This is a genomic window from Nocardiopsis sp. CNZ308, assembly GCF_004217075.1.
This window is the reverse complement of sequence record NZ_SHKJ01000001.1, coordinates 315,589-328,134: the sequence shown is the minus strand read 5'-3', so window position 1 is coordinate 328,134 and position 12,546 is coordinate 315,589. Positions and strand designations below refer to the sequence as shown.

Sequence of the window (12,546 nt, the reverse complement as noted above, 5' to 3'; positions counted from 1 at the left end):
CCGTGTTGCTAGCGTGCCGCCCATGCGCAGCACCGAACACATCGGCGTCATCGGAGCGGGCATCGTCGGACTGGCCCTCGCCCGCCGCCTCACCCTCCACCGCCCCGGCACCCGCGTCACCGTCCTGGAGAAGGAGGACCGGGTCGCCGCGCACCAGACGGGCCACAACAGCGGCGTCGTCCACGCCGGGCTCTACTACAGGCCCGGCTCCCTCAAGGCCACGCTGTGCCGGCGCGGCGTCGGCCTGCTCAGGGACTACTGCGCCGAGCACGGGCTGCCCTACCACGAGGTCGGCAAGGTCCTCGTGGCCGCCGACGCCGAGGACGAGGCACGCCTGGACGACGTCGAACGCCGCGCGCGGGAGAACGGCGTCCCCGGCGTCACCCGGCTGGGCCCCGAGGGGCTGCGCGAGATCGAACCCCACGCGGCGGGCGTCGCCGCCCTGCACTCGCCGACCACCGCCGTCACCGACTTCGTCGCCGTCGCCGAGCAGTTCGCCGACGACGTGCGCCGGTCCGGCGGCCGGGTCCTGCTCAACACGCCCGTCCTGGACCTGCGCCAGGAACACGACGGCGTCCGCGTCCTCACCGGCGATCCCCGGGGCGAGCGGCTCGTCCACCGCTTCGACCGCCTGGTGGTCTGCGGCGGCCTGCACAGCGACCGCCTCGCCCGCATGGCGGGCGCCGCGGAGGACCCCCGGGTGGTGCCCTTCCGCGGCCAGTACCACGAACTCGTCCCCGAGCGCCGCCACCTGGTGAACGGCCTGCTCTACCCCGTCCCCGACCCGCGGTACCCCTTCCTCGGGGTGCACCTGACCCGCCACGTCCACGGCGAGGTCATGGCCGGGCCCAACGCCATCCTCGCCACCGCGCTGGAGGGCTACCGGGCACGCGACGTACGCACCCGCGAACTCGCGCGGACCCTGTCCTGGCCCGGGTTCTGGCGCCTGGCCCGCCGCCACTGGACCATGGGCGCCCGGGAGACCCTCGTGTCCGCCTCGCGGGCCGCGTTCGCCGCCCGGGCCCGGCGGCTGCTGCCCGAACTGGCCGCCGCCGACCTGCGCCCGGCCCCGTCCGGGGTGCGCGCCCAGGCACTGGCCCGGGACGGCTCCCTGCTCGACGACTTCCACGTGGACACCCACGGGCGGGTGGTGTGCGTGCGCAACGCGCCCTCGCCCGCGGCCACCTCGTCCCTGGCGATCGCGGAGTTCCTCACCGACACGTTCGTCCCCTGACCGCCGGGGTAGGGGGCTCCGACGCGGGCCCCGCGCGTGTCGGCGGGGGTTGTCCACAGGTTCGAGGACACTCTGGTACGGGCCTTCGCGGCGTCCCACCATGAGAAGTGGCGGCGGCGCGGGAGGGTCCCGTGACCGCCGCCGGAGGTGACCATGCGTGTTCTCCGGTGGGTCGCGGCGGTCCTCGCCGCCGTGCTCGCACTCGTCGCGGCCCCGGCCGCAGCCAGCCCACGAGGGGGAGAGTTGGACGGATTCACCATCGGGTACCTGCCCGACCAGATCGACGACCGGACCTCGGTCTCCGACTTCGACTACGAGTGGGGCGGAGTGTCCTTCTCCAGCCGGGTGTGGGAGACGACCCTGGAGGGGGGAGGGGCCAGGGTGGTCCTCCAGGTCCTGGTCATGCGCGGCGACAGGCTCACCGACCTGTCCGCCGTCCGCGACTTCCTGACCGAGTACCACGAGCGCTCACCCGACTGGGAGCTCACCGAGTTCGACAACAACGGCCTCACCGCCCTGCACGGCGAGGCCGAGGCGTTCTGGACGCCCTTCAGGGGGGCGGCGGTGGAGGTCCGCGACGCCTTCGGCCTCGTCGGTCAGGAGGAACTCCTGACCACCGCCCGGGGCGTCAGAGCCGCCAACCCCGCCTGAACCGGCCTCAGCAGCCCGAGAGCACCTCGCGCAGCGCCGCCTCCTCGTCCGGATCGACGGTCAGGTCCCACACGTGCTTGACCTCGATCCAAGAGACCACGTAGTCGCAGTGCGAGGACTCCAACGGCGGCAGCCAGTCCGCCGGGTCGGAGTCGCCCTTGGACCGGTTGGTCGAAGCGCTCACCGCCCACAGCTGGGAGGAGTCCAGGTCGTTGGCGAAGCGCCCGCGCTCCTCGGTCGTCCACGCGTGGGCGCCCGAGCGCCAGCCCTCCTTCAGGGCCACCATGTGGTCGATGTCCAGGTCCTCCGCCTCGGTCAGGGTCTCCCCGTCATAGGGGCTGTACCAGGACCCCGACACCGGCTGGCAGTCGTCGTCGACCCGCACGTCCTCGCCGTCGCGCAGCAGGACCACCTGACGGGTGGTGCAGTTGTCCTGCACACCGCTGTCCCAGTGGGGGAAGAGCGCCCGGTCGTACCCCGGCGGGTCGCTCTCCTCCTCCACCCGCAACTCCTCCATCCACTGCCGGGCCTGCTCCACCGACGAGGAGGCGCCGCCGTCCCCGGGCACGGACGAACCGTCGTCCCGGGGGTCGGCGGTGCGCTCGGGGTCCGGTTCGATCACTCCCAGCTGGTACAGCACGAACACGGCGACGGCGAGGACGCCGACCACGGCGGTCACCAGACCACCGATCTTCGACGCGGCCTTCTTGGGCATCAGGGGCTCCACAACGGGTCGGGCGCCGCGCGCGGACGGCGCGCGGTCGTCCCCACCAGCTTGGCCCATACCGGGTACGGCCGTAACACCGCTCGAAGCCAGGTGTTGCTCACCGGGAGCGCGCCGACGAGGGGAGACGAAAAACGTCAGGGCGCGAAGAGGTCGAACACGAAGGAACCCACCAGCAGCAGCCCCACACCCGCGCTGTAGAGCCGTGCCCGGCCCCGGTCCGGCTGGTCCCGGAGCGTGCGCCAGGCGTACAGGACCGTGCCCGCCAGCACCAGCGCGCCCTCCACCACGGCCGCAGCCACCGGCGCCTCCCACAACCCCAGGCCCAGCAGCGGCAGCCCGCCCGCGCCACCGGGCAGGAACGGCATGTCCGGCCGGTGCACGAGCAGGTCCAGGAGCCAGTGGCTGAACACCACCCCGCCCAGGACCGGACCGGCGCCCCGGCCCCACCGTCCACGGAGCGACACGTGCACCAGGGCGCCCACCGCCAGCGCGAGCAGCAGGTTGCCGACCAGGGCGTGGGAGTACTCCGCGCGGATGAGGAGGGACCCGTAACCGCTCAGGCCGGGTGAGGCCGGGCCCCCGCTCTCCACGCCCAGTGCCGCCAACGGAAGGAAGACCAGGTCCGGCAACTGCGTCGCGACCAGGAGCGCGCCCATGGGCAGCTCCGGGCGCCACGCCCTGACCAGGCCCGCGACCCCGAAGTGTCCTGCCAGCACCGCCTACCCCCTCCCCGTGTCCTCGTGTGCCCCAGCCGCGCCGGGCACCGTGGCCGGCCACTCCTGGAAGGCGCGGACGAACCCCTCCACCAGCAGCGCGTAGGACCGGTCCACGTCCTCGGGCAGGCCGAAGCCGCCGCGCGTCTCCAGGTCCACGAACCCGTGCAGCGAACTGCGCAGCGCCCGGATCGCGTGCACGGCCTGATCCTCGGCGATGCCGAACCCGCGCAGGACGGCGGCCAGGATCCGTACCGGGTCGGTGGCCAACTCGGCCCTGGCCCCGGCCAGCACCGGCAGCTGTTGCAGGGCCGCGTAGCGCCCCGGGTGGGCGTGCGCGTAGCGGCGGTAGGCGTCGGCCGTCGCGCGCAGCGCCTCCGGACCGGACCGGCCCACGGCGGCGCGCTGCACTTCCTCGCCGATCCCGTTCGCGCCCAGCAGCGCCACCTCCCGGCGCAGTCCCGCCAGCCCGTCCACGTGCTTGTACAGGCTGGGTGTGGCCACTCCGAGCCGCTTGGCGACCGAGGCCAGGGACAGGGAGTCGAACCCCTCCTCGTCGCTGAGCCGTGCAGCCTCCTCGGCCACCGCCGCCGGGGTCAGCCCCGCCCTAGGCACCGGTCACCACCTCCTGGAGCAGCGCCTCCACGGCGGGCACGACCACGTCGGGACGCTGCGCGTGGGCGTAGTGGCCGCACTCGGGCACCATCAGCACCGAACCCCCCACCACGGAGGCCACCCGCTCGGCCTGGGCACGCGGGTCCTTCCAGTCGGGGTCCAGTTCGCCCATGACCACCACGGCCCGGGCCCGCATCCCCCCGGCGTCGGAGACGGTCTCGTTGGGCGCGTAGACCGTCCGGTACACGGCGCGGTAGCGGTCGGCCGGACGCAGCATCTCCAGGACGAGCTCCAACTGGCGCCGGTGCCCCTCGGGCGTGCGGCCGGTGTGCAACTGGTCGTAGACGGCGGTCAGGGCGCGGGGGCCCCAGGGGCGCAGCAGGAGCAGACGCTGCCCGACACGGGTGAACAGGCCCTGGGAGGGCGGGCCCAGGAACGGGCCGAGCAGGGCGATGCCCGCGACGAGGTCGGGCCGGTCCTTGGCCGCGATGGCGGCGGCGCCCGCGCCCAGGGAGTTGCCCACGATGACCACGTCCTCCCCGCCCAGCTCCTCGGCGAGGGCGAGGGCGTCGGTGGCCGCCGCCCGGCTGGTGTGGTCGTCGAAGGTGGTGTCGCTGTCGCCGTGGCCGCGCAGGTCCATGGCGGCGACCCGGTATCCGGCCTCGGCCAGGCCCGCGCCGACGAAGCGGAAGGAGTGGCGGTGGTCGAACATGCCGGGCACGCAGACCACGAGCGGTCCGGTGTTCCCGGCTCCGTAGAGGTCGTAGGCGATCCGCCCCTGAGGGCGTGTGAGGTGGTGCATCGTGCTCTCCCTGCCGTTTGGCTTTCCCTGATAACCAGAAAGCTAATGCCATTAGCCAACCAGGTCAAGGGGTCCGGCCGGATTCTTCGTGAGACGGGACCGTCTCCGCGCCGGAGCGGGGCCGTGCCGGGACGGGGATGCGCCGGGGCGGGGCCGTGCGATCTGCGGCTCCACCACAGCCGATAGCGTGGAGAGGCGGGAGAACCGGATGGCGTTCCGCCGCGTCCGGCCTACACTTCAAGGCAGATCGGGCCCCAGGGGCCCGCCTACACAACAGAGAGCAACACAGTGACCGACATCATCGACGAACTCCAGTGGCGCGGCCTGCTCGCGCAGACGACCGACCTTGACGCACTGCGCAAGGCGCTCGCCGATGGTCCGATCACCCTGTATTGCGGATTCGACCCGACGGCGGGCAGCCTGCACGTGGGTCACCTCACCCAGATCCTGACCCTGGCCCGTTTCCAGCAGGCGGGCCACCGCCCGATCGCGCTGGTCGGCGGCGGTACCGGTCTCATCGGCGACCCCAAGCCCAACGCCGAGCGCCAGCTCAACTCGCTGGAGACCGTGCGGGGCTGGGTCGACAACCTGGGCGGGCAGCTGTCCGCGTTCCTGCGCTTCACCCCCGAGGGGGAGCAGCCGGAGCCGACCGACGCCGTTCTGGCCAACAACGCCGACTGGCTCGGCGAGATCAACGCCATCGAGCTGCTGCGCGACGTCGGCAAGCACTTCAGCGTCAACCAGATGCTCGCCCGGGAGACGGTGAGGAGCCGGCTCGACGGCGAGGGCATGAGCTACACCGAGTTCAGCTACGTGCTCCTGCAGTCCTACGACTACGTCCAGCTCTACCGCCGCTTCGGCTGCACGCTGCAGACCGGCGGCTCCGACCAGTGGGGCAACATCACCGCGGGCCTGGACCTGGTCCGCAGGATGGACGGAAACGAGCCGCACGGCCAGGCGCACGGGCTGACCACGAACCTGCTCACCAAGGCCGACGGCACCAAGTTCGGCAAGACGGAGTCCGGCAGCGTCTGGCTCGACCCCGAGCTGACCTCGCCGTACGCCTTCTACCAGTTCTGGTTCAACGCCGACGACCGCGACGTGGTCCGCTACCTGAAGACCTTCAGCTTCCGCGACCGCGACGAGATCGAGGAACTGGAGCGCCAGACCGAGGAGCGTCCGCAGGCCCGCGCCGCCCAGCGCGTCCTGGCCGAGGACCTCACCGTCCTCGTGCACGGCGAGGAGGAGTGCCGCAAGGTCAAGGAGGCCAGCCTGGCGCTGTTCGGCCGCGCGGACCTGTCCGACCTGGACGCCCGCACGCTGAAGGCCGCCCTGGCCGAGGTTCCCCGGGCCGAGGTCGAGGGTCCCGTCGACGGGCTGCTGGTGACCGACGCGTTCGCGCGGAGCGGCCTGACGCCGAGCAAGTCCGCGGCCCGCCGCGCCATCCAGGAGGGCGGGGCCTACGTGAACAACGTCAAGGTCACCGACGTGGAGGCCGTGCTCCGCCCCGAGGACGTGCTCCAGGGACGCTTCGTCGTGCTGCGCAAGGGCAAGCGCAACATCGGCGGCCTGGTCCTCAACGGCTGACGTGCCGCTCCGCGGGCCGGTGCCCGATACCGGCCCGCGGCCGTGCCCGCCGCTCCGGTGTCCGGCGCGGTCCGGCCGCCTCCCGCTTCCGCGTCCACGCTGCTCGCAGACCTGCTGTGAGCGCGGGGCGTGGAACAGGGGAGGGGGAGCCGGGCCACAACCGGGGCCGATGGGTTTCGAACGGGAACCTTCCGGGCAGGAAGCCCGTTGTCTGAACAAAAGCCGACGTAACAGCGCGGACCCGGTGTGAGGACCGCGCACGTCACAGGGGCCCGAACAAGCCGCCCGTCAGGGGCGACAGAGTCCCGGAGCGCGCGGTTGACGCGCGTACCGGGCTCCGGCTTGACGTCTGCCCCGGCCCTCCCTATACTCGGACGAGTCGCTGCGGGACGGCGAGCGGCCCTCGGGCCGACTCGGAACCGGACCGCGACCGCGAACTCTCTTCCTCCTCTCAACCGAACCGGTTCGAGCACCGCTCTGCATCGGCTAGGCTTCGGGAGGCGCTTCCAAGGAAACACGGAAGCGAAACAGGAAACGGGCTTTACCCCGATCAGAAACACCCCAAACCGCCGATTTGGCGGGGCGCGGAACACCTGATAAAGTAAAGACACAACAAAGCGGAAACGCACAACGCCTTCGGCGGAAAAGCTCACAGCAGCTTGTAAGCGAAGAGCGGTTGTTTCTTGAGAACTCAACAGCGCGTGTTTGATTTTCTTTAAGCCATGTTTGTTTTGGCCCCGTCACACAGAACCACTCGGTTCGTGTGCGGAGGTTCCTTTGATTAGCCGGGGTAACCCGGTTGGTCAGGATTACTTCTAGGTTTACCCGCCCAGACCTTCACGGTCGGGTCGGGTTGAGTGACCTTTATGGAGAGTTTGATCCTGGCTCAGGACGAACGCTGGCGGCGTGCTTAACACATGCAAGTCGAGCGGTAAGGCCCTTCGGGGTACACGAGCGGCGAACGGGTGAGTAACACGTGAGCAACCTGCCCCTGACTCTGGGATAAGCGGTGGAAACGCCGTCTAATACCGGATACGACCCGCCACCTCATGGTGGAGGGTGGAAAGTTTTTCGGTCAGGGATGGGCTCGCGGCCTATCAGCTTGTTGGTGGGGTAACGGCCTACCAAGGCGATTACGGGTAGCCGGCCTGAGAGGGCGACCGGCCACACTGGGACTGAGACACGGCCCAGACTCCTGCGGGAGGCAGCAGTGGGGAATATTGCGCAATGGGCGAAAGCCTGACGCAGCGACGCCGCGTGGGGGATGACGGCCTTCGGGTTGTAAACCTCTTTTACCACCAACGCAGGCTTCCAGTTCTCTGGAGGTTGACGGTAGGTGGGGAATAAGGACCGGCTAACTACGTGCCAGCAGCCGCGGTAATACGTAGGGTCCGAGCGTTGTCCGGAATTATTGGGCGTAAAGAGCTCGTAGGCGGCGTGTCGCGTCTGCTGTGAAAGACCGGGGCTTAACTCCGGTTCTGCAGTGGATACGGGCATGCTAGAGGTAGGTAGGGGAGACTGGAATTCCTGGTGTAGCGGTGAAATGCGCAGATATCAGGAGGAACACCGGTGGCGAAGGCGGGTCTCTGGGCCTTACCTGACGCTGAGGAGCGAAAGCATGGGGAGCGAACAGGATTAGATACCCTGGTAGTCCATGCCGTAAACGTTGGGCGCTAGGTGTGGGGACTTTCCACGGTTTCCGCGCCGTAGCTAACGCATTAAGCGCCCCGCCTGGGGAGTACGGCCGCAAGGCTAAAACTCAAAGGAATTGACGGGGGCCCGCACAAGCGGCGGAGCATGTTGCTTAATTCGACGCAACGCGAAGAACCTTACCAAGGTTTGACATCACCCGTGGACTCGCAGAGATGTGAGGTCATTTAGTTGGCGGGTGACAGGTGGTGCATGGCTGTCGTCAGCTCGTGTCGTGAGATGTTGGGTTAAGTCCCGCAACGAGCGCAACCCTTGTTCCATGTTGCCAGCACGTAATGGTGGGGACTCATGGGAGACTGCCGGGGTCAACTCGGAGGAAGGTGGGGATGACGTCAAGTCATCATGCCCCTTATGTCTTGGGCTGCAAACATGCTACAATGGCCGGTACAATGGGCGTGCGATACCGTAAGGTGGAGCGAATCCCTAAAAGCCGGTCTCAGTTCGGATTGGGGTCTGCAACTCGACCCCATGAAGGTGGAGTCGCTAGTAATCGCGGATCAGCAACGCCGCGGTGAATACGTTCCCGGGCCTTGTACACACCGCCCGTCACGTCATGAAAGTCGGCAACACCCGAAACTTGCGGCCTAACCCCTTGTGGGAGGGAGTGAGTGAAGGTGGGGCTGGCGATTGGGACGAAGTCGTAACAAGGTAGCCGTACCGGAAGGTGCGGCTGGATCACCTCCTTTCTAAGGAGTCTTTACAGGTCGGCATTACTTCTACAGCCGGCCGGGCTCGAAAGTGGACCTGGTGCTGCGTGCAGTATCCAGGATGGCTCAAAGACAAATCGGACTTGACCTCGGGCGACTAGAAGCGTCCGGGGGCGCGCTGTTGGGTGTCTGAGGAAGCAACCTCCGGCTGGGGCCTTTTCGGTTCTGGTCGGGTGTTGGTTCCCGCGGACCGCCTCTGAGAACTCTCAGTTGTCGTCAGGACGAGGATCCTGGTGGTGTGAGTGGTGTCGGGGTGTGCGGTTGGTGTTTTGATTTGTGAATAGTGTGCGCGAGCATCTTATTATCTGTAGTGGCCAAGTGATAGTGGCACACGGTGGATGCCTTGGCACCAGGCGCCGATGAAGGACGTGGGAGGCCGCGATAGGCCACGGGGAGCTGTCAACCGAGCTGTGATCCGTGGGTGTCCGAATGGGGAAACCTAGCCCGAGTTGTGTCGGGTTGCCGCCACCTGAATGTATAGGGTGGTTGGTGGTGACGCGGGGAAGTGAAACATCTCAGTACCCGCAGGAAGAGTAAACAACAGTGATTCTCCTAGTAGTGGTGAGCGAACGGGGAAGAGGCTAAACCGCAGGCGTGTGATAGACGGCAGTCGTTGCGTGTGCGGGGTTGTGGGATGCGTCTGTCTGGGTCTGCCGACTCAGAGCGCTGAGTGGTTCTTGTAGCTGAAACCGTTGGGAAGCGGTACCGGAGTGGGTGAGAGTCCCGTAGGTGTAGGAAGAACCTAGGTGTTGGACGTATTCCCGAGTAGCGCGGAGCCCGTGAAAGTCCGTGTGAATCTGGCAGGACCACCTGCTAAGCCAAAATACGTCCTGGTGACCGATAGTGCACTAGTACCGTGAGGGAAAGGTGAAAAGTGCCCCGGTGAGGGGTCGTGAAATAGTACCTGAAACCGTGTGCTGTCAAGCCGTCAGAGCTGAAGCTTGTCTTTGGTGATGGCGTGCCTTTTGAAGAATGAGCCTGCGAGTCATGGTGTGTGGCGAGGTTAACCCGGGTGGGGTAGCCGTAGGGAAACCGAGTCTGAATAGGGCGTTGGAGTCGCATGCTGTGGACCCGAAGCGGAGTGATCTACCCATGTCCAGGGTGAAGCGGGGGTAAGACCTCGTGGAGGCCCGAACCCACCAGGGTTGAAAACCTGGGGGATGAGGTGTGGGTAGGGGTGAAAGGCCAATCAAACTCCGTGATAGCTGGTTCTCCCCGAAATGCATTTAGGTGCAGCGTCGCGTGTTTCTTGCTGGAGGTAGAGCTACTGTTTGGCTGATGGGCCCGACAAGGTTACTGACGTCAGACAAACTCCGAATGCCGGTGAAGTGAAGCGCGGCAGTGAGACTGCGGGGGATAAGCTTCGTAGTCGAGAGGGAAACAGCCCAGATCATCAGCTAAGGCCCCTAAGCGTGTGCTAAGTGGGAAAGGTTGTGGAGTTGCTGAGACAACCAGGAGGTTGGCTTAGAAGCAGCCATCCTTTAAAGAGTGCGTAATAGCTCACTGGTCAAGTGGTTCTGCGCCGATAATGTAGCGGGGCTAAAGCACACCGCCGAAGCTGTGAAGCTCAGGACTAGATTCCTGGGTTGGTAGGGGAGCGTCGTGCGTCCGGTGAAGCTGCCGAGTGATCGTGTGGTGGAGGGCGTGCGAGTGAGAATGCAGGCATGAGTAGCGATAGCAACGTGAGAAACGTTGCCGCCGATTGACTAAGGGTTCCTGGGGCAGGTTAATCCGCCCAGGGTGAGTCTGGACCTAAGGCGAGGCCGACAGGCGTAGTCGATGGATAACGGGTTGATATTCCCGTACCCGTGCACGAGCGTCCAGTACTGAATCAGGTGATGCTAACCACGCTGGTGGTCTTGGGTCCCTTCGGGGAGCTTTGACTTACTGGTCTGGGAACCGAGCTTGTAGTAGGTAAGTGATGGGGTGACGCAGGAGGGTAGCTCTACCCGGCGGTGGTTGTCCGGGGGTAAGCGTGTAGGCCGGTGTGTTGGCAAATCCGCACACCATGAAGGTTGAGACGTGATGCCGAGCCGTTTTTGGTGAAGTGAGTGATCCCATGCTGTCGAGAAAAGCCTCTAGCGAGTTCGTGTGTGGCCAGTACCCTAAACCGACGCAGGTGGTCAGGTAGAGAATACCGAGGCGTTCGGGTGAACCATGGTTAAGGAACTCGGCAAATTGTCCCCGTAACTTTGGGAGAAGGGGAGCCCTGTCTGGTGACGGATCTTGCATCCTGAGCTGGGTGGGGTCGCAGATAGCGGGGGGAAGCGACTGTTTATTAAAAACACAGGTCCGTGCGAAGTCGTAAGACGCTGTATACGGACTGACGCCTGCCCGGTGCTGGAACGTTAAGAGGACTGGTTAGTGGGGGTTCGCCCTTGCGAAGCTGGGAATCTAAGCGCCAGTAAACGGCGGTGGTAACTATAACCATCCTAAGGTAGCGAAATTCCTTGTCGGGTAAGTTCCGACCTGCACGAATGGCGTAACGACTTCCCCACTGTCTCAACCATGGGCCCGGTGAAATTGCACTACGAGTAAAGATGCTCGTTTCGCGCAGCAGGACGGAAAGACCCCGGGACCTTCACTATAGCTTGACATTGGTGTTTGGGATGGTTTGTGTAGGATAGGTGGGAGCCGGTGAAGCTGTCACGCTAGTGGCGGTGGAGGCGTTGGTGAAATACCACTCTGACTGTTTCGGGCATCTAACTTTGGACCGTGATCCGGTTCGGGGACAGTGTCTGGTGGGTAGTTTAACTGGGGCGGTTGCCTCCCAAAGAGTAACGGAGGCGCCCAAAGGTTCCCTCAGCCTGGTTGGTAATCAGGTGTTGAGTGTAAGTGCACAAGGGAGCTTGACTGTGAGACGGACGTGTCGAGCAGGAGCGAAAGCTGGGACTAGTGATCCGGCACCGGCGTGTGGAAGCGGTGTCGCTCAACGGCTAAAAGGTACCCCGGGGATAACAGGCTGATCTTCCCCAAGAGTCCATATCGACGGGATGGTTTGGCACCTCGATGTCGGCTCGTCGCATCCTGGGGCTGGAGTTGGTCCCAAGGGTTGGGCTGTTCGCCCATTAAAGCGGCACGCGAGCTGGGTTTAGAACGTCGTGAGACAGTTCGGTCCCTATCCGCTGTGCGCGTTGGAGACTTGAGAAGGGCTGTCCCTAGTACGAGAGGACCGGGACGGACGAACCTCTGGTGTGCCAGTTGTCCTGCCAAGGGCATGGCTGGTTGGCTACGTTCGGGAGGGATAACCGCTGAAAGCATCTAAGCGGGAAGCTTGCTTTGAGATGAGGTCTCCTGCCTCCTTGAGGGGGTAAGGCTCCCTATAGACGATGGGGTTGATAGGCCGGGTGTGGAAGCCTTGTGAGGGGTGGAGCTGACCGGTACTAATAGGCCGAGGGCTTGTCCGCTGCAGATAATTGGATGTTCGCGCACACTTTTCACGGAGCTTGCTGCTCGCTGTGATTCCTTGCTCCTTTGTGGGGGTGGGTGGAGTCGGGTGGGTGGTGTGTGGTTTCCGTGGTGGTTATTGCTGGAGGGTCACACCCGGTCTCTTTCCGAACCCGGTCGTTAAGTCTCTTTGCGCTGATGGTACTGCCCTGTGGTGGGGTGGGAGAGTAGGTCGCTGCCACGGTTTTTTGTGAGGGAGGGGTCGCCTGTTGGGGCGGCCCCTCTTTTTTTGTGTGGGGGTGGGGTTGTCGGGGAGGCTTCCCCACCCCCTTTTTTTGTGGGGTTGTTTGTGCGTTTGTGAATGTGGGGGTGGGTGGGGGTGCGGGTCCTTGGGTGGGCCCCCTGTGTTCCAG

7 protein-coding genes and 3 rRNA genes are annotated in these 12,546 nt (G+C 65.7%); 6 read left to right on the top strand and 4 right to left on the bottom strand.

Annotated elements, in window-relative coordinates:
* The first annotated feature begins 22 nt into the window (after positions 1-22).
* Positions 23-1,234: an L-2-hydroxyglutarate oxidase gene (gene lhgO / locus EV372_RS01395; protein ID WP_130394485.1), complete on the top strand. Its 1,212-nt coding sequence runs from the start codon at positions 23-25 to the stop codon at positions 1,232-1,234.
* Between the two features lie 243 nt (positions 1,235-1,477).
* Positions 1,478-1,885: a hypothetical protein gene (locus EV372_RS01390; RefSeq protein ID WP_130398699.1), complete on the top strand. Its 408-nt coding sequence runs from the start codon at positions 1,478-1,480 to the stop codon at positions 1,883-1,885.
* Between the two features lie 7 nt (positions 1,886-1,892).
* On the opposite strand, the gene EV372_RS01385 is transcribed toward EV372_RS01390, so the two are convergent.
* The 4 genes from EV372_RS01385 to EV372_RS01370 all read right to left on the bottom strand — a co-directional run bounded on the left by EV372_RS01385 (position 1,893) and on the right by EV372_RS01370 (position 4,742).
* Complete coding sequence (locus tag EV372_RS01385) at positions 1,893-2,600, bottom strand: HNH endonuclease family protein (protein WP_130394483.1); 708 nt, start codon at positions 2,598-2,600, stop codon at positions 1,893-1,895.
* 146 nt (positions 2,601-2,746) lie between these two features.
* Positions 2,747-3,328 (bottom strand): permease, encoded by a 582-nt coding sequence (locus tag EV372_RS01380; protein WP_130394481.1) that lies wholly within the window; start codon positions 3,326-3,328, stop codon positions 2,747-2,749.
* 3 nt (positions 3,329-3,331) lie between these two features.
* Positions 3,332-3,940, bottom strand: a complete 609-nt coding sequence (locus EV372_RS01375) for a TetR/AcrR family transcriptional regulator (RefSeq protein ID WP_130394479.1) — start codon at positions 3,938-3,940, stop codon at positions 3,332-3,334.
* A complete protein-coding gene (locus EV372_RS01370; RefSeq protein ID WP_130394477.1) occupies positions 3,933-4,742 on the bottom strand; it encodes an alpha/beta fold hydrolase in 810 nt (269 codons plus the stop codon). Before EV372_RS01370 ends, EV372_RS01375 begins: the two co-directional genes overlap by 8 nt.
* 288 nt (positions 4,743-5,030) lie before the next feature.
* On the opposite strand from EV372_RS01370, the gene tyrS reads away from it, so the two are divergent.
* The 4 genes from tyrS to rrf all read left to right on the top strand — a co-directional run bounded on the left by tyrS (position 5,031) and on the right by rrf (position 12,377).
* The gene (tyrS, locus tag EV372_RS01365) at positions 5,031-6,329 is read left to right on the top strand and encodes a tyrosine--tRNA ligase (RefSeq protein ID WP_130394475.1); all 1,299 of its coding nucleotides are present in this window, start codon (positions 5,031-5,033) and stop codon (positions 6,327-6,329) included.
* Between the two features lie 863 nt (positions 6,330-7,192).
* Positions 7,193-8,725: ribosomal RNA gene (locus EV372_RS01360) — 16S ribosomal RNA — on the top strand.
* 332 nt (positions 8,726-9,057) lie between these two features.
* Positions 9,058-12,154: ribosomal RNA gene (locus EV372_RS01355) — 23S ribosomal RNA — on the top strand.
* Between the two features lie 107 nt (positions 12,155-12,261).
* A 5S ribosomal RNA gene (gene rrf / locus EV372_RS01350) occupies positions 12,262-12,377 on the top strand.
* Together the 16S, 23S and 5S rRNA genes form the textbook arrangement of a ribosomal RNA operon.
* Positions 12,378-12,546 lie beyond the last annotated feature (169 nt).

What these genes read in the sequence shown, in the direction of transcription:
- EV372_RS01370 (WP_130394477.1), bottom strand. Translation starts at nt 4,742, where the DNA reads ATGCACCACCTCACACGCCCTCAGGGGCGGATCGCCTACGACCTCTAC.
- EV372_RS01385 (WP_130394483.1), bottom strand. Translation starts at nt 2,600, where the DNA reads ATGCCCAAGAAGGCCGCGTCGAAGATCGGTGGTCTGGTGACCGCCGTG.
- lhgO (WP_130394485.1), top strand. Translation starts at nt 23, where the DNA reads ATGCGCAGCACCGAACACATCGGCGTCATCGGAGCGGGCATCGTCGGA.